Annotated in this window: 15 protein-coding genes and 1 pseudogene; 3 read left to right on the forward strand and 13 right to left on the reverse strand. The window is 71.6% G+C overall.

What is annotated here, in order from left to right; all coding sequences use genetic code 11:
- Window positions 1-222 precede the first annotated feature (222 nt).
- Window positions 223-774, reverse strand: coding sequence for an NADPH-dependent FMN reductase (locus E4099_RS14940; RefSeq protein WP_135339540.1), 552 nt, complete (start codon window positions 772-774; stop codon window positions 223-225).
- 310 nt (window positions 775-1084) lie between these two features.
- Between E4099_RS14940 and E4099_RS14945 the strand changes: the two genes are divergently transcribed.
- Window positions 1085-1588, forward strand: coding sequence for a GNAT family N-acetyltransferase (locus E4099_RS14945; protein WP_245244861.1), 504 nt, complete (start codon window positions 1085-1087; stop codon window positions 1586-1588).
- A gap of 76 nt (window positions 1589-1664) precedes the next feature.
- Here the strand turns inward: E4099_RS14945 and E4099_RS14950 are convergent, their stop codons facing one another.
- The 8 genes from E4099_RS14950 to E4099_RS14985 form a co-directional block, all read right to left on the reverse strand.
- Window positions 1665-2900, reverse strand: a complete 1236-nt coding sequence (locus E4099_RS14950; protein WP_135339541.1) for a serine hydrolase domain-containing protein — start codon at window positions 2898-2900, stop codon at window positions 1665-1667.
- A 398-nt stretch (window positions 2901-3298) separates the two neighbouring features.
- Window positions 3299-4408, reverse strand: coding sequence for a sensor histidine kinase (locus E4099_RS14955; RefSeq protein ID WP_135339542.1), 1110 nt, complete (start codon window positions 4406-4408; stop codon window positions 3299-3301).
- Window positions 4401-5096, reverse strand: a complete 696-nt coding sequence (locus tag E4099_RS14960; RefSeq protein ID WP_135339543.1) for a response regulator transcription factor — start codon at window positions 5094-5096, stop codon at window positions 4401-4403. The genes E4099_RS14955 and E4099_RS14960 overlap by 8 nt, the downstream gene beginning before the upstream one ends.
- A 224-nt stretch (window positions 5097-5320) precedes the next feature.
- Window positions 5321-5569 (reverse strand): hypothetical protein, encoded by a 249-nt coding sequence (locus E4099_RS14965; RefSeq protein ID WP_135339544.1) that lies wholly within the window; start codon window positions 5567-5569, stop codon window positions 5321-5323.
- On the reverse strand, window positions 5566-5940 hold the full coding sequence (locus tag E4099_RS14970) for a hypothetical protein (RefSeq protein ID WP_245244857.1): 375 nt from the start codon (window positions 5938-5940) through the stop codon (window positions 5566-5568). The genes E4099_RS14965 and E4099_RS14970 overlap by 4 nt, the downstream gene beginning before the upstream one ends.
- Window positions 5937-6242 (reverse strand): hypothetical protein, encoded by a 306-nt coding sequence (locus E4099_RS14975; protein ID WP_135339545.1) that lies wholly within the window; start codon window positions 6240-6242, stop codon window positions 5937-5939. The genes E4099_RS14970 and E4099_RS14975 overlap by 4 nt, the downstream gene beginning before the upstream one ends.
- 362 nt (window positions 6243-6604) lie before the next feature.
- Window positions 6605-7846 carry a helix-turn-helix domain-containing protein gene (locus tag E4099_RS14980; RefSeq protein WP_135339546.1) on the reverse strand — a complete coding sequence of 414 codons (1242 nt, stop codon included), beginning with the start codon at window positions 7844-7846 and terminating at the stop codon, window positions 6605-6607.
- 82 nt (window positions 7847-7928) lie between these two features.
- Window positions 7929-9065 (reverse strand): helix-turn-helix domain-containing protein, encoded by a 1137-nt coding sequence (locus E4099_RS14985; RefSeq protein ID WP_245244859.1) that lies wholly within the window; start codon window positions 9063-9065, stop codon window positions 7929-7931.
- A gap of 455 nt (window positions 9066-9520) precedes the next feature.
- On the opposite strand from E4099_RS14985, the gene E4099_RS14990 reads away from it, so the two are divergent.
- Together E4099_RS14990 and E4099_RS14995 are read left to right on the forward strand one after the other, a co-directional pair.
- A complete protein-coding gene (locus E4099_RS14990; RefSeq protein ID WP_135339547.1) occupies window positions 9521-9802 on the forward strand; it encodes a peptidylprolyl isomerase in 282 nt (93 codons plus the stop codon).
- A gap of 298 nt (window positions 9803-10100) precedes the next feature.
- Complete coding sequence (locus E4099_RS14995; RefSeq protein ID WP_135339548.1) at window positions 10101-10571, forward strand: hypothetical protein; 471 nt, start codon at window positions 10101-10103, stop codon at window positions 10569-10571.
- Between the two features lie 126 nt (window positions 10572-10697).
- On the opposite strand, the gene E4099_RS15000 is transcribed toward E4099_RS14995, so the two are convergent.
- From E4099_RS15000 to E4099_RS15015, 4 genes and pseudogenes are all read right to left on the reverse strand, one after another.
- Complete coding sequence (locus E4099_RS15000) at window positions 10698-12827, reverse strand: WD40 repeat domain-containing serine/threonine protein kinase (protein ID WP_135339549.1); 2130 nt, start codon at window positions 12825-12827, stop codon at window positions 10698-10700.
- A 520-nt stretch (window positions 12828-13347) separates the two neighbouring features.
- Entirely contained in the window at window positions 13348-14112 is a 765-nt protein-coding gene (locus E4099_RS15005; protein WP_135339550.1) for an alpha/beta hydrolase family protein, read from the reverse strand.
- Window positions 14113-14336: 224 nt separating this feature from the next.
- The gene (locus E4099_RS15010) at window positions 14337-16226 is read right to left on the reverse strand and encodes an ABC transporter ATP-binding protein (RefSeq protein ID WP_135339551.1); all 1890 of its coding nucleotides are present in this window, start codon (window positions 16224-16226) and stop codon (window positions 14337-14339) included.
- Window positions 16223-17068: pseudogene (locus tag E4099_RS15015) on the reverse strand (ABC transporter ATP-binding protein); the annotation flags it as partial. The gene E4099_RS15010 and the pseudogene E4099_RS15015, both read right to left, overlap by 4 nt.
- Window positions 17069-17168 lie beyond the last annotated feature (100 nt).

A 17168-nucleotide genomic window follows, 5' to 3' on the forward strand; every position in this document is an offset into this window, starting at 1 on the left:
GATCCCCGGCGGTTGCGCGGGCGGGGGAGGGGGCTGGGGCACGTCGGCCGCCGCCCCCTCCGCCGGACCGTCAGCGGGTAACTCCGGTGATGTCAAGATCCCTCCACTCAGGCCAGGGACGCGGAGCCGCTCCGTCATGGCGCGGTCCGCCCACCGGGGGCACCCTAGCCAGGCCGGAGTGCGCCTCCACGGCGTCGTGCCACTGTCGGCAGCTTGCTGTCATCATGCATCGAACGGCGCCTGGTATTCAGCGAGTTCCGCGAGTACCGCACTGATCCGCGCACGCGCCCCGGGCTCGGCGATGAGCCCGTCGTCCCCCATCATCGACTGACTCACCGGGATCCGTACACAGGCGGACTCCACGATCTCCGCACCGGTGTAGGTGAGCACGGTGCGCAAGGTGGCCTCCGCGCCCTGGCCCCGGCCGGGCGCCGCGGCGGTCACCCAGGCCGCCGGCTTGTCGCAGATCTCGGTGCCGCCCACCGTCCAGTCCAGCAGGTTCTTGAACGACCCGGGGAGCGTGCCGGCGTACTCCGGGGCGCAGATCAGCAGGGCGGACGCCTCGGCGATGGCGGTGCGCAGGGCGACGACCGGGTCGGGCAGCGGGTCGGTGTCATGGTCGGGGTTGAAGTGCGGAAGCTCTGCCAGCCCCGAGTAGCGAACGGTCCGCACCGAGGCGGGAGCCACGGCCTCGGCGGTGCGCAGTACGGACTCGTTGGAGGAACCGGAACGAAGGCTCCCAGAGAGCAGCAGGATCAGCGGAGTTGAGGACATCATGTCAATCTAACCGAGGCCCCCGGGGCCCTCTTCCCCGCCCACCGGAAAGCCGCTCGCCATCGGGGCGAGGGAGGCGTACCGTCCCCACCGGTCGCTCCCGCGAGGGGTGACCAGCGAGGTGCAGCGAGATCGGCGGAGTCGGCGGCACCGCGTCGACCGGGAGGGCGGGGCCGTGGGCACGAGAGTCGGTGAGGGCGGAGCGGTGCGCACCCCAGCCGTGGAGCGCGGGTCCGTGCGTACGGCAGTCGGCGAGGGAAGCGACGCGCACACCCCGGACGGCGCGGGCGGCGCACCGAACCGCCTCGGGATCCAGGCCATCGACACCGCACGGCTGGAACTGCTGCCGCTGCGGGTGGAGCACGCCGAGGAGATGGCCGCGGTGCTGTCCGATCCGGCCCTGCACACCTTCATCGGCGGCGCCCCGGACACCCCGGACGCCCTGCGCTCGCGCTACCGGCGGATCACCGCGGGCTCCCCCGATCCGGCCGTCTCCTGGCTGAACTGGGTGATCCGGCTGCGCGAGGAAGACTGCCTGACCGGCACCGTGCAGGCGACGATCAGCCCGGCCGAGCAGGGCCCCCTCGCCGAGATCGCCTGGGTGGTGGGGGTGCCCTGGCAGGGCAGGGGCATAGCCCGCGAGGCGGCCCGGGGACTGGTGGACTGGCTCGGCCGGCAGCGGGTGCGCACCGCCATCGCCCATGTCCACCCCGATCACCGGGCCTCCGCGGCGGTGGCCTCCGCCGCCGGACTGGCCCCCACCGAGGTACGGCACGAGGGCGAGATCCGCTGGCGCCGCGACCTGCCGGCCTGAGACGGGCCTGCCGCGGTACCGGCGCCGGCGCCGTTGAACCGCGGCGGGGATTCTCCGTGTCGGCCGCCGGAGCGTTTCAGCCACCACCCCCGTCGCCGGGCGAAGCCCCGGTGATGGCCTGCGTCTCCCGCGCGGTGATCTCCTGCAGCGACAGGCCGTCGCAGTTGCCGAGGAATACGCCGACCCAGCCGGTGTACGGGTAGATGTTCCAGCTGGCGCTGACACCGGGGTTGCCACCGCCGCGCCCGAACATCCACTGGCCGCTGACGATGCGGACCGGCATGTCGTAGGCCCCGAACGACGAACCGCGGTGGGGGATCTTGGCCCCGGAGAGCAACTCGGCCCAGGGCCGGTCCAGCACCGTGCCGTCGCCCAGCGCGCGGGCGAACCGGACCAGATCCGGCGCGGTGGCGAAGCCGCCGTCCCCGGGGGCGTCGATGAAGCCGCGGCCCGGGTTCTTGCCGAGTACGTCCGGGGACGGGCTGCTCTTGTCCAGATTGCGGACCGCGTCCACCTGACTGCCGTCGGCCAGCGTCATGTACGGGTGCGCGATGTGCTCGTCGGTGAGCCACCGCGGCCTGGTGAAGAACGCCGAGCCGGTCATGCCGCAGCGCTCGAAGATGTTCTCCTGGACGTAGTCCCAGTACGTCGTGCCGGTGACGGCCTCCACGATCTGCGCGGGGATGCCGATGTCGGCGCCGGAGTGGCCGGTGCCAGTGCCGGGGGCGGTCACCAGCTCGGACTGCCGGAGCCACTGCTCGTAGTACGCGTGGACCTCCTCCCGGCTCTGGAAGACGCGTTGCACGTCCTCGTCCGGGGTCTTCAGTCCGGAGGTGCCGCAGAGCAGGTGGTGGATGGTCACCTGCTCGGCGATGTCCTGGGCGTAGCCCTTCAGGTGGGTGCCCACCGTGTCCGACAGGCTCAGCTTGCCCTGCTGTGCCAGCTGCAAGACGGCCACCGCGCCGAACGGCTTGCCCGCGGAGCTGAGGCTGAACGCGATGCCTTCGTGATTGCGGATCCCCTTCTCCCTGTCGGCCATGCCGTAGCTGCGGGACAGCACCGTCTGGCCCTGGTGCGACAGCAGCACCACGCCGGAGAACTTCCCCTCGGCGGCCAGCTTCGCCACGTACTGGTCGTAGGCTCCGCCGGGACGGGTGGCCGGTGGGATGTCGGAGTCGGCCGGGGCCGGGTCGGCGTGGCCGGGTCGGGCGCCCACCAGCGGCGCACCGGCCGCCACCACGCCCGCGGCCGCCAACCCGCTCCACCCGAGGAGGCGCCGCCGATTGATGCCACGTACGGAATCCGAGTCCATGATCACGGTCCTTTCCTGATCGGCAAACCGACCGTTGCGGGTCTGTCGGCGACCGCTGTCGGCAACCGATCACCGACCCACGTGGTCCCCGTGCCTCCACTGAAGACGGCCCGCCGTTGCGGTGGCGTACGCGGTTTTCGATACGCCCGCGACACACCGAATCCCCCCCCATCAGGGAACTGGCGCATGCCGACAGGAGGCGCGGCGGCTCCAGGGGCCGGTGACTTGAGCGGCGGTGCCGGCGATGCTCTCGTCGGGGGTAGCCGAGCATGCGGTCGACGACGGATGCCGGGGCCTGCGGGGCGAGTTCGCCGTCACGCCTGCCCACCTGCCCCCACCGTGAACGCCTGTGAACCGCGGCGGCGGCACGCGCATCCACCGCGGAGCCGATCAACGATCTACTGGGCCCCGCTCGGGGACGATGCCTCCTGGGGCCTGCCGGGAAGTCGAATCGTGACGAGGAGGCCGCCGGTGGGGCGCGGTGTGAGGTCGATGGTCCCGTCGTGAGCTCGGACGACGCTGTGCACGATGGCCAGCCCGAGGCCGGCCCCGACATGTTCGTCGGTGTGTGTGCGCTCGGTTCCGCGTCGGAAGGGTTCGGTGAGGGTCGGTAGGAGTTCCGCGGGGACCCGATGGCCGGTGTTCTCGACCCGCAGCACGCTCGCGTCGCGCTGCGCTTCGGTGTGGACCGCTACGGTGCCGCCGTAGGGGAGGTTGTGGACGATGGCGTTCTGCACGAGGTTGGTCACCATCCGCAGGATGAGCGCCGCGGAGCCGAGGGTCTGTGCCTGCTCACCGGTGACATCGAGCGTGATCCGGCGCCTTTCGGCGAGAGGAAGCAGCGTTTCGGCGGCTTCCTCGGCGATGAGGGACAGGTCGACGGGCTCGCGGGTGAAGCTCTTGCGGTCGGCGCGGCTGAGTAGCAGAAGGGCCTCGGTGAGGTCGATCGCCCGTGTGTTGACGGTGTGGAGGCGTTCGATGAGTTCGCCCCGGTCTCGCGTGGGGTCGTCGCGGGCGACGTCGAGGAGTGTCTTCGAGATCGCCAGCGGGGTGCGCAGTTCGTGGGAGGCGTTCGCGGCGAATCGCTGCTGTTCGCCGACGTGGGATTCGAGTTGTTCGAGCATGGCGTCGAACGCGTCGGCGAGTTCGCGGAATTCGTCGTGGGGACCTCGCATGCGGACCCGGTGGGACAGTGATCCGTTCGCGGCCATCCGTGCCGCGTCCGCGATCCGGGTGAGTGGTGCGAGCATCCGGCCGGCGAGGATCCATCCTCCCAGCAGGCCGAACGCCAGCAGGAAGGCCAGCGCTATGGCCGCGACGGGGGCGAACACCCGCACGAGGAGATAGCGGTTGGGTGCGACCCCGAGAAGGCCCTGGGGGCTGTCGGGTACGTAGCGCAGCAGGAACACCCACACCACGGCCAGCAGGAGAGTCCCGGCGATCAGGAGGAATCCGGCGTAGCTGATGGTGAGTCTCAGGCGGGCGCTGAGCCCTGGGCGCCTATGCACCCGCGCTGCCCGGGTGGGTGGTGCCCATGTCGGTGTCGATGCGGTAGCCGACACCGGGCACCGTGGCGATGGGCCAGGGTTCGCCGAGCCGTTTGCGCAGGGCGGAGACGGTGATGCGGACGGCGTTGGTCAAGGGGTCGGCGTTGGCGTCCCAGGCCCGTTCCAAGAGTTCTTCGGCGCTGACGACACCGCCTTCGGCGGCGACGAGGACTTCGAGCACGGCGAACTGCTTCCGGGTGAGCGCGACATAGCGTCCGTCGCGGAAGACCTCCCGGCGGAAGGGGTCCAGCCGCAGGCCCGCGATCTCACTGACCGGGGGTCGGGCGTGCGCACGCCTGCGGTTCAGCGCCCGCAGCCGCATGACGAGCTCCCGGAGCTCGAACGGTTTGGTGAGGTAGTCATCGGCGCCGAGCTCGAACCCGGACGCCTTGTCGTCGATCCGGTCGGCAGCGGTGAGCATGAGGATCGGGATGCCGCTGCCGGAGGCGACGATTCGTCGGGCGATCTCGTCCCCGGAGGGGCCGGGGATGTCGCGGTCGAGGACCGCGAGGTCGTAGGAGTTGACGCTGAGCAGTTCCAGGGCGGAGTTGCCGTCGCCGGCGATGTCGGCGGCGATCGCTTCCAGCCGGAGGCCGTCCCGTACGGCTTCGGCCAGGTAGGGCTCGTCCTCCACGATCAACACGCGCATACCCGGAGCCTAGGCAGCACGGCATATCGCCGACATATGCTTCCTCGCCCAGCTCGGACTCGGCCCGGCCGCCGTCCGCCGCGACGGCGCCTCCCCTCCCTGGACGCCCGCCGGCACATGCGCCGACCGCGCGCCGTCGAACGCCGCCACTCGCCCGCGACCGCGCCATCGGAGCCCGGCCCCTCCGCGGTCCAGCGGCGGGCAGGGCCGGGCCCCACGTTGAATCAGCGGCGTGCGCTGGGCCCCCGTTGGATGGAGTTGCGGCACTCCGGGGCGAAGTCGGGGATGGGCTTGCCGTCGAGCGCGTAGCAGAGCGCGGCGTGCAACTGCTCGGCCTCCGCCACGGTCAGCACCAGCTCCGAGGTGCCAAGGGGGTTGCCCTCCCGGGCGATCCACAAGGGCAGTACGAACCGCTCGTCCCCCTCCCGACGCAGTCCCCGCTTCGACACCAGCCCGATCTGCCAAGCCTTCATGACCGCTCCTCCTGCCTCACGCTCTGCCCGCTGACGTACGAGTCCGACTCCTCGCCCGTCTCGCTCTCCTCCAGCTGTTCCAGCCGCAACTTGCGGCTCTCGGCGATCCGATGCGCGTCGGTGAGGGACTCGGCAAGCCGGAAGACCGTGTACCGCAGCTGCCGGGCATCCGCCTTGGGGTCGCCCGCCAGGGTCCGCCCGTGCTGGACCAACTCCGCGCCCATCCGCAGCAGCACCCCCTCCATCTCGTCCGCCAGCCGCCACAGATGACTGCCCGGACCGCTCTCCCCGAGGAGATACGCGGGCTGACCGTTCGGCCCCGGCCAGGGCAGCAGGCGTGACCGCAGGGGCGGGGTGCCAGTGGCCTTCACCGGCCCACCGCCCTGGCCAGGCACGCGTCCAGGTCCACGCCATGCGCCGCGAGCAGCATCGTCCGCCCGCACCGCCACGGCCGCAGCGCCTCCTCCCGCCGCTCGTACGCGACGCGGTACGGACGGACCAGCGCGATGTCCTCGCCCCGCAATGGCGCCACGGGTCGGTGCGGCGGTCGTGTGGCGGGCGATTTCGCGCAGGGCGGGGTGGACGGGACCTGCTCTGCGAACCGATGGCGCCCGGAAGAGGGCAGCACCAGCCGCAGCAGCAATTCGAAGGTCCACGCGATAGCGTGGGGCATGTCGTCAGCCTCCAGGGGGTTGATGGCCACGCCCCCGGACCGGTCGCACGGTCGCGGGGGTCTCGTTGTGGTGGTTCTTTCCGGCGAAGCGCCTTTCAGCGTTCGCCAGGCACGATGCGTGGCGCGGTCAGCGGGGATCGCACTCCGGAGGCGTTCAGCATGACCTCCGGGGCCAGTCCCCAAGAGTGTGCTGAAGGTAAGCGAGTCGTTACACCGAGGTGTTCACGATGGTGAACTCTCATGGGTATCCGTGTGGATATGGGAAGCGCGGGCGGACCATGTGCCTTGCCCGTGGAAGTCGCGATTCAGGACATCCTTGGCCGTGAACGGCTTATGAGTTCGCCGAGGAGTGGCGCTGCAGCTCAGAGTGACAGACCGATGCGGTGGGCCAAGCCCCGCAAGTCCCGCGCAACATGGGCGGGTAGTTGCCGGTCGCTGAGGTACTCGACGGTGCTTCTGACCGGCGCGTTGGCGCGAATGCGCTGCGGCGCGATCTCCTCGGCGGTCAGCAGGGCTGTGACCGATTCGGACTCCCGGCCACGCAAATGAGCCAGGGATCGACCCAGGTCGGCGTGGTAGGCAGCCTGCCGTCCCGGAGCCTCCGCGAGTATTTGGGGACGGACCCCGCCCCCTGCGGTGACGGCCTCGCCGTGCAGGCCGAGATCGGTGTTCAGGCTCACCTGATGGATACCGACGTTGGTGGGGCCAAAGTTCAAGTGCCAGGCCCGTGTCTCGCCGGTGATGCTGGCCAGTCTGGCAGCCTCGGTCAGATGCCCGCGTACCTCCTCGGCGCAGGCGTCCCCCGGACGCTGTCGATCCTGGGTCAGCGAGGTGGCGGAAATCAGGTGGAGCTCGCCGAGCAGGGCATGGGCGTGTGGGTGCGTCAGGTGGGTTTCGAGAGTGTTGACCGAGGCGGTGGCGAGAGCCAGGGCCTGGGTGGGGCTGCCGGCCGCCATCAGAACGTGGGTGTGAAAGAAGCCTGACAGGGCGGAGTAGACCGGGTCGTCCAACTCGGCGATGGCCTCGGCGGCGCGGGTCACCGCGATGAATGCCAAGTCGGTGTAGCCGAGGTTCTTGAGCAGCAGGGTGCACGCCGGGTGGTAGGCATTCGCCAGCAGCTTCAGCAGTTGGTGGCGGCCGACTCCGTCGGCGGACTCGACGGCGGCGTGTAGGTCGGCCAGGAGCTTCGGTAGCCCGGCGGCGAGGTTGCCGTATTCGGCCGCGTGATAGAGGCGGTTGGCCTTGCCCACCCGTTCGGTCAGCACCGGAATCGGAACCTGAGGCGGACAGCGGTCCGGTGGCGTGGCCATCGTCAGGCCCATCAGCGCCAGCCGTAAGGCGGGGATCGCCTCGTGGGCCGTGCTCGTGTGCGGGTCCACCGGAGCGAAGGGCTGCCCGGTCAATTCGGACGGGGCGATCTGCAGTGCCTCGGCGAAGGCAGTGATGAGGCTGGAGCGGTCCAACAGCCGTCGGCCGTTCTCCACCATCGATAAATAGCCCACCGACACCCCGGCCAGGCCCGCGAGAGTGCGCAGACTCATCCCGCGCTGACGACGGGCTGAGCGCAACTGCTCGCCGATCCTCTGGGCCTGCTTTTCGTCCACCACTCCCGCCTCACCTCGTACCTCAGCCGTAGCGTAGGGCGAGCCTGCTGCCTCGGCGGGCGTTCCCACCGAATGGGTGACATCACCGCAGCCCAGCCCTCTCGGCAAGGACTTTCACAGCCACAGCCTGAACCCTCGTGCTGGTGGTGAGCGCGGCGATCAGATCCCGGGCGAAGGGGTCCAGCCGCAGTCGCAGAGGGGCCGCCGCTTCGGCTGCGAGGAGCCTAGCGGCGGCCTGGTCGGCTCGGCCTTGGCGGGCCTCAGCCGCTGCCGCGAGCACCAGCAGACTGGATCGGTGCGCGCCGCTGAGGGCGGCCTGATCTGCCATGCGGGCGTGTTCGGAGGCTTCGGCGGCATTGCCATGCTCGGCGGCGACGGTGGCGCGAGCCGCGATCACCAGGGCCGACTCCCTTGCATCTGTCACCCGGTCGGCGGCCGTGGTCAGGAGTTGTTCGGCCTCCTGACGGCGTCCGGTCATGGCCTGTGCGATGGCGGCCAGCGCCGCTACTTCCCAGGATGGTGCAACGTCGTCGGCACGTTTGGTACGAGCGAGCGCGTACTCCGGCAGGCCGAGGTCGATCAGCAGCCGCACTTCCTCTACCAGCACCGGCAGCGGCTCGCGGGTGCTGGCACGGGCTTGGTTCAGCAGTGTCCAAGCCAGATCCTTGTAGCCCAGCCGCCGCAGCAACCCGGCGGCCATCACCTGTGCTTGAACACGCATCCGCACCACCTCGTCCCGCTCGGGGCCCGAGGCGGCGACCGAGGCGCGGTCTGCATCCTGGATCAACTCCGGCAGTGTGAGCGCGAGAAGCTGCTCATCGCCCGTGGCATCAGCCTGTGCGGCGGCCTGGGACAGCTCCGCCAGTTCCTCCAGTGACACACCAGTGGACGTATTCGGTGGTCGGCAGGCCAGATGGCCTCGCAACCGGAAGGCGACCGCACGCACCGCTACGTGGTCTTCCCCATGCGGCGGATAGGGCTGTCCGGTCAGGTCCGTGATATCGAGGCGCAGGGCGTGGGCCAGCTTCGCCAATCGGCCACGGCGGTCCACCCAATCCCGGCCGACTTCCAGCCCTGTGAGGTAACCCAGGTCCAGACCAGTGCGGGAGGCGAGGTCGTTCAGTGCCAGTCCCCGGCGGCGACGCCACGCGGCCAGGCGGGTCCCTATCGGGCCTCCAGCGGCCGTCTCGTCCAGCTTGCGTATCACCAGATTGCTCACATACCCACTAGCCCGGACCGTGTGCTCTGCCTGGACAAAGGCCCGCTCTCTGGTCAGCGTGGCGAACCCCTGTGCCTGGCGCGACACATTAGATGGTGTGATCGAGTACGGCGAGTGGTGCCTTCCGTACCGGCTGGTCGTCGGCTACGAGTACCGCTTTGAGGCGGCGCCGGACGCCTCCTCGCGTTGAGTGGGAAAGTAGCTCGCATGCCTCCTCGGGGCGCCGGGGCGAGGTCTCAGGGAGATCGTTTATGCGGCGGGCCCCGGGGAGCCGTCTGGTGGGCCCCGGCGGGACCGCCTGTGAGACGATGCGTCGGTTCGCCTGACTCAGGAAGGCGGGCTCAGGGGAGGCCGAAGAGGACCCGTAGCAGGTGGGGGCCGTGATCGGTGCCACCTGACAGGTCCCTGGACGCCACCCTTGGCAGTACTGATGTGGACTCGAAAGGGTGTATCAAATGGCTAGGGCTACCGCGCGTCACATCTTGGTCAAGACCGAGGCGGAAGCGTTGAACCTGAAGGGGCAGATCGAGAACGGCGCGGACTTCGCCGAGCTGGCTCGGCAGTACTCCTCCTGCCCCTCGTCGCGTGACGGTGGCGACCTCGGATCGTTCGGTCCGGGGCAGATGGTTCCCGAGTTCGACCAGGTCGTCTTCTCCGCCCCGGTCGGCGTGGTGCAGGGTCCGGTGAAGACCCAGTTCGGCAGCCACCTCGTCGAGGTCACCAGCCGCGAGGACTGACGCGACACGCCGGACGCGTCGTTCCCGCCCTGTCGGGCGGAACCCAGGAGGCCGACCCGTGACACCGCGGCGTCGGCCGTCCGTTTGTCGAGAGGGGGCAGCCCGCCGGCTGCCCCCTCTCGACGCGTGGGCAGGCTCCGTGCCGGAGGGCCGGCAACGGCGCGAGGGGCGGCTGTCCGTCCCTGGCCCTGCCCGCTGTACGGTCTCCTGTCGCAGGGCGGCCCCACCCGCGCGGCCATGCGGCTGATGCGCGGCGCAAGGGCGCCGAAGGTGAAGGGCCGGGATCCGGGGGGAGAACATGGCGAACGGGCAGGTGGTCCGTCGAGGGGTCCGGCTCGGCGTGCGCATCGGAATGGTGCCGTCGATCTTCTTCGGCTCCATCTGGCTCGCCGCCACCGGAGTGTGGCTCCTCAGCGGGCTGCCCCACGGCGGCCTGTCCATCTTCCTGGGCGGCCTCACCGCGGTGGGCGGAACCATGGCGGTCGGCGTTCTGCTCGGGGCCGTGACCGGCGGTGTCCTCGCGCTGTCGCCTGAGTGGCTTGCCGCCCGGGCCCCGCTGCGGGGGCTGCTGGCCGGAGCCGTCGCCAGCACGGTTTTCCTGGGCGAGACCCTCGTGGTGGGCCTCGCCACCGACGGAAGCCCCGCCGGGATGGTGCTCACGCTCCTCTCCACGCCGTTGGCCGGCGCCGCCGCGGCGGCACACAGCGGTGACGTCCTGGGGCGTACGCACTACCACCCGTGGGTGTGGGGCGAGAGGCGCGCCGGATAGAGCGCTTACGGGCCGATGGCCCACCGCGGGGTCCGCGTCCCCGCGGTGGGCCAGGGGCGGCGGGCTGAGATCACCGTACGGTGCGTCCCCCGCCGCGCCGTGCCGTCGGCCCCGTACGGCGGCTGGTCAGGACGCCGGGGTCTTCCACAGGTAGACGACACCGTCGGAACTCGTCGTGGCGACCTGGGTGCCGTCGGGGCTGAACGCCAGGGTCCGGACGTTCCAGTTGTTGCCGACCAGCCGGTAGGTCAGCTGGTGTGCGGCCGTGTCCCACAGCCGCACCACCTCCCCGTCGAACACGGCGAGGGTGGAGCCGCGAGGGCTGTACTCCACGCTCTGGACCGGCACGCGGGTCGTCTCGTCGACGCTGCCCGCGGAACGCCCGTCGCTCGCGTTCCACAGCCGGACCGTCCGGTCCTTGGCGGCCGTGACGATGGTCCTGCCGTCGGCGCTGTACGAGACGCCGTAGATCTCCTCCTCGCGGTCGAGCTCCCTGCGCACCTTGCGCCGGGCCACGTCCCAGAGCTGCACGGACCATGGGGAGCCGGAGTTCTGTTCGTCGGAGTAGCCCACGGTGGCGAGCGTCTTGCCGTCCCGGCTGAACGCCACCTGCCTCGCCAGCATGTCGTCGTCGAGAACAGCGATCCGTTTGCCCAGGTCGGGGCCGCGCTCCGCGTGCCAGAGCTGAGCGCCTCCGGTGCTCGCGGTGGCCAGGATCCGGCCGTCGGGGCTGAACGCCAAGCTGGCGAGGGAGTCCGAGTCGTAGTCGGCGGTGGTGATGGAGGCGATCTGCCGCCGCCCGGCCACCTCCCACAGCGTGACGACGTTCCCGGCCGTTCCGGCGGCGAGCAGCCGGCCGTCGGGACTGAAGGCGACCGTGGTCACCGCCACCGGGGTCTTGCCGGGAGCCGTCCGGGGGGCGAGCCGCGCGCGCACCTTGCGCCCGGCCACGTCCCACAGCCGCACCGCGCCGTCCCCGGCCCCCGTCGCGAGGGTGTCACCGTCGGGGCTGAACGCCACGCCTTGCGGCCCCTTGCCCCGGGGGTAACCCCCGAGCGTGGCAGCCGGTTTCAACTCGATGGGTGTGTCGCGGCCGGAGGAGTCGCCGGGCAGCAGCACCGCGACCAGGACGGCGACCACGGCCAGCACCCCGATGGCGCCCACCAGCGCGGGCACCGACATCGGCGGTGCGCCCACGAGCGGGGCGGGCTGCGCCGGGTCGGGTCCGGTGGCGGCGTCCGGCCGCTGCGCCGAACCCCCCTGGCCGGGCCCGGGATCGCGCCCCTGCGGCGCCGCGGGCGCGGTGGCGGCGTGGTGGAAGTCCGCTGCGGGGTCGACCACGGTCCGCCGCGACGGTACGGCGCGGTCCGGCCGGTCGGTGCCGCCGGTACGGCACAGGCGGATGACCTCGGCCAGGCCCGGCCGTTCCGCCGGGTCCTTCGCCAGGCAGCGGGCGGCCACGGTCCGGGCGGGCTCGGGGCAGCCGTCGAGATCCGGCGCCTGTTCGAGAATGCGGTACAGCACACTGGGCCCGGCGCCGCCGAACGCGGGCCGCGCTGTGGCGGCGTACGCGGCGATGGCGCCGAGCGCGAAGACGTCGACGGCCTCGGTGAGGCTCTCCCCCCTGATGTACTCGGGCGCCATGTAGCCGGGCGTCCCGGCCAGCATGCCCGTACTCGTCACCGACGTGACGTCCGCGGCCCGGGCGATCCCGAAGTCGATGACCTTGGGGCCGTCGGCGCTGAGGAGGATGTTGGAGGGCTTCAGATCGCGGTGGATCACCCCGGCCGCGTGGATGGACTGAAGTGCCTCGGCCACCTGCGCCGTCAGCGCCAGCACCGCCTCCACCGCCAGCGGCCCTCGCGCGGCCACCGCGTCGTGCAGCGCCGGCCCCGGGACGTACGCCGTGGCCAGCCACGGTTCGGCGGCGCCCAGATCCGCGTCGACGACCGGCACCGTGTAGAGGCCCTGCACCCGTCGGGCCGCGGACACCTCCTGCTCGAACCGCTTGCGGAACGACGCGTCGGCCGCGTACTCGCGGTGCACGACCTTGACCGCCACCGGGCTGCCGGCCGGGGTGCGCGCCAGGTAGACCCGGCCCATGCCGCCCGAACCGAGCAGGCCCTCCAGCCGGTACGGGCCCGCGGTGACCGGATCGCCGGATCCCAGCGGGTGGACCGGCGGTGGATCGGCCGACCACCCCGGGGCGCCGGCCGGATGCGGAACCGCGCGCGGGCCATGGTCCGGTTGGGACATGCCGACTGTCACCCCTAGCTGGTCGTGCCCGCGGCACGCGGGCAGCTGCCTCGTACGAGGACACGGCACAACGCGCCCTCACCGTACGGAACCCGGTGCTCCGTCTAGGCCCGCGCCGACTCGATCGAGCGTCAGCGTAATGGAGCCCCGGCCGGGGCGTCTGTCCCCGTGCCGCGACAGGCGGGGTCCGACGGCGGCCGTGGTCCGGCCACCGGTGCCCGCGCCAACCTCCCTTGAAGCAGGCCGAGTTGGGTGCATGACGGCTGTCGAGAGCCGATACGGCGGAGGTGCGGCCCATGGACTCCCTCCCTGCCGGATCGGGCTGATCCGGCAGGGAGGGGAGAACCCATGGCGTTCCGCACGTTCCTCAGTTCCATGGGCATGGGCGCACCCGAGGTGGACACCGTGCCGGACCGCACGGCCGTGCGGCCCGGTGAGGTCCTTCTGTGCCGGACACGCGGACTCGACCCGGCCGCGGCGGCGGCGCCCGGTGGCGGACCGGGCGCCGTCACCGCTCGCCTCAGGCCGGTGAGGCGACCGTCCGGCCGAGGTGCCGGGCGAAGAAGCGGGCCGCGCTGTCGAACTCGAACCTGGGCAGATCGAAGTGCCTGCCCGCGTTGGCGTGCAGGGTCTTCTCCGTCGAGGCGAAGGCGTCGAACAGCGCGAGGCTGGCCTCGCGCGGGATGCGCTCGTCGTCCCACTGGAGGCCGAACTCGATCGGGACGGTGATCCGCTTCGCCATCTCGACCAGGGCGTCGGGCCAGTGCAGGCCGAAGACCGCGGCCGTGATCCTGGGCTCGGCCGCCACCAGCGGCACCCCGATCGCGGTGCCCAGGCCGATGCCGAAGTACCCGACCGGTCCATCGGCGCCGATCTCGGGGAGCTCCTGGAGGGCGTCCAGGGTCGCCTGCCACTCGGGCACGGCGAGCTGCGCCAGGTGGGCGTTGTAGCGGACGACGATCGGCCCTTCCGGCTCGCCCGCCGCCTGGACCTCGCGCAGTGCGGCGACCTCCTGCTCGTCGTGTGCGGTGCGCGGCCGGTCGCCGTGACCGGGCGCGTCGATGACGGCGACGTGGAAGCCGCACTCGGTCACGAGAAGGCGGGCGCGGTCCGTCATCGACGGGTGCTTTTTGTGGGTGCCGCCGCCGTGGCCCATCAGGACCAGCGGCGCGCGGTCGGCGCCGGAGGCCGGGGACCAGAGAACGCCGGGGACCTCGCCCAGGGCGAAGTCGCGGGCGAGCATGCCGTCCGACGACGACTCGGTGGTGAAGTGCAGAGAGTGCATGGGTGTGGCCTTTCGGGAGTGCCTTGTTGTCGAGGCGCTCCCGGCGACACCTACGTCAGTCGCCGGCCGTGACGGGAAGGGGGGAGCACCCACGTCGATACAGCGTTCATGGGTCTCACCTCCTCGGGCGGCGTCACGGTCGACCGCAAACTACAAGCCCGAGCACCCTCCCGTCCAACCCTTTTCCCCAGCGGTGAGCAGCCGTACGCCGCGGGCGGTGCCCGTCACACCAGGCTGTCCCGCCATGCCTGGTGCAGCTGGGCGAAGCGGCCGTGGCCGGCGATGAGTTCCTTGGGAGTGCCGTCCTCGACGATGCGGCCGCCGGCCATCACCAGCACCCGGTCGGCGATCTCCACCGTGGAGAGCCGGTGCGCGATGACCACCGCGGTACGGCCGCTGAGCACCGTGTGCATGGCGTGCTGCACCGCCCGCTCGCCCGGGATGTCCAGCGAGGAGGTGGCCTCGTCCAGGATGAGCACCGAGGGGTCGGCCAGCAGCGCGCGGGCGAACGCGACCAACTGCCGCTGCCCGGCGGAGATCCTGCCACCGCGCTTGCGCACATCGGTGTCGTAGCCGTCCGGGAGGGCCGCGATGAAGTCGTGGGCGCCGATGGCCTTCGCGGCCTGCTCGATCTCCGCCCGGGTGGCGTCCGGGCGGCCGATGGCGATGTTCTCCGCCACCGTGCCGGAGAACAGGAACGCCTCCTGGGTCACCATCACCACCCCGCGCCGCAGCTCCGGGGTGGACAGCTCGCGCAGGTCCACCCCGTCCAGCAGCACCCGTCCCTGGGTGGGGTCGTAGAACCGGGCGACCAGCTTGGCCAGCGTGGACTTGCCGGCGCCGGTCGAACCCACCACCGCCACCGTCTGCCCGGCCGACAGGGTCAGATCGAAGCGCGGCAGCACCTCGCCACCGGTCCGATAGGCGAAGTTCACCCCCTCGAACACCACCTCCCGGCCCGGACCGCCGCCGCGGCGCTCCGGCAGCGGGCGCGGCTCGGCCGGCTCGGGCACCGAGGGGCGCTGGGCCAGCAGCCCGGCGATCTTCTCCAGGGAGGCGGCGGCGGACTGGTAGGAGTTGAGGAACATGCCGAGCCGGTCGATCGGGTCGTACAGCCTGCGCAGATACAGCGTGGCGGCGGCCAGTACGCCCAGCTCCAGGGCGTCGTCGGCCACCCGGTAGGAGCCCCACAGCACGATCGCGGCCAGCGCGGTGTTGGCCACCAGCCGGGAGCCCACCACATAGCGGGCCATCTCCAGCAGAGAGTCCCCGTTCACCTCGGCGTGCCGGGCGTTGAGCTCGTCGAAGTGGGCCTCGTTGACCCGCTCGCGGCGGAACGCCTGCACCGGCCGGATGCCGTTCATGGTCTCGGTGAACTTCACGATCAGGGCCGCGGTGGCGGTGGACCGCTTGCGGTAGACGCGCCCGGAACGGCGGTCGAAGAGCCGGATCAGCAGACACAGCGGCACGAAGGAGAGCACCGCCGCGGTGCCCATGCCCCAGTCCAGCCAGACCAGCATCAACGAGATGTACACCACGGACATCGCGATGCCCAGCAGCTCCTCCAGGCCCTCGTTGAGCAGCTCGCGCAGCGCCTCCACATCGGTGGTGGAGCGCGAGATCAGCCGCCCGGAGGTGTACCGCTCATGGAAGTCCACGCTCAGCGCCTGTGCGTGGCGGAAGATCCGCCCGCGCAGGTCCAGCAGCACGTTCTGGCTGATCAGGGCCGAGACGCGGACGAAGGCGTACTGGAGCAGCCCGGCCGCCACCGCGCAGCCCAGGAAGGCGGCGCCGACCGCGATCAGCGGACCGTTGTCGTCCTGGCGGTAGGCGGGGACGGCGCTGTCGATCGCGTACGCCACCAGCAGCGGGCCCGCCTGCACGGCCGACTGCTGGAGCAGCAGCAGGACCGCCGCCAGCCAGACCCGCGCCCGCATCGGGGCGAGCAGCGAGCGCAGCAGGGTGCGGGAGGCGCCCTTGGGGGTGGGCAGCACGTCCCGGTCGAAGGGGTCGCCATCGGGCTCGGGTTGGTGAGCCAACGGGTCCGGTGCGGCGGGGCCGTCGGCCGGCTGCTCGTCCTCGGCGGTCCGCGGGCCGCTGGTGGAGACGGTCATCGGGGGTCCTCCGGAGTGTCGGGGGTCCGAGCGGGCAGGGCGCGAGCGGTGGGGGTCGCGGCGGACGGCTCCACCGGCCCGGCCACCCCGTCCCCGGTCGGATCGCCGGACATCAGCAGCCGGTACTCGGCGTTGTCCCGCAGCAGTTCGGCGTGGGTGCCCACGGCCGCGATCCGGCCGCCGGAGAGCAGCGCCACCCGGTCGGCGAGCAGCACCGTGGAGGGCCGGTGCGCCACGATCAGGGCGGTGGTGGTGGCCAGGACCTCGCGCAGCGCGGCCTCCACCAGCGCCTCGGTGTGCACGTCCAGCGCCGACAGCGGATCGTCCAGCACCAGGAAGGGCGGGCGTCCCACCACCGCCCGGGCCAGGGCCAGCCGCTGCCGCTGACCGCCGGACAGACTCAGCCCCTGCTCGCCGACCTGGGTGTCGACTCCCTGCGGAAGGTCGGCCACGAAACCGGCCTGGGCGATCTCCAGGGCCCGCGCCAGGTCCTCGGGACCGGCACCCTCCGCGCCCATCAGCACGTTCTCGCCGACGGTCGCGGAGAACAGGGTGGGTTCCTCGAAGGCCACCGCCACCTTGGCACGCAGCTCGGCCCGGCTCAGCGCGGTGATGTCCTGCCCGTCGACGGTGATCCGGCCCCCGGTCGCCTCGTGCAGCCGGGGGACCAGGGCGGTCAGCGTGGTCTTGCCGGAGCCGGTCGCCCCGACCAGCGCCATGGACTCGCCGGGGCGGATGTGCAGGTCGACGCCGCGCAGCACGGGAGGTTCGGCCGGCGGGGCGTCCGGGTAGCGGAACTCGACCCCCTCGAAGCGGAGTCCGGCCGTGGAGTCGGGAGCGTCGCCGGGTCCGGGAGCGGGGTCGGTGCCGGTCGGGGTGGGGTCGGTACCGGTGGGAGCCTGGTCGGTATGGCTATCTTTTATTCACTTCTGAGGGTGTCGA

The sequence above is a fragment of the Streptomyces palmae genome (assembly GCF_004684805.1).
GTDB lineage: Bacteria > Actinomycetota > Actinomycetes > Streptomycetales > Streptomycetaceae > Streptomyces > Streptomyces palmae.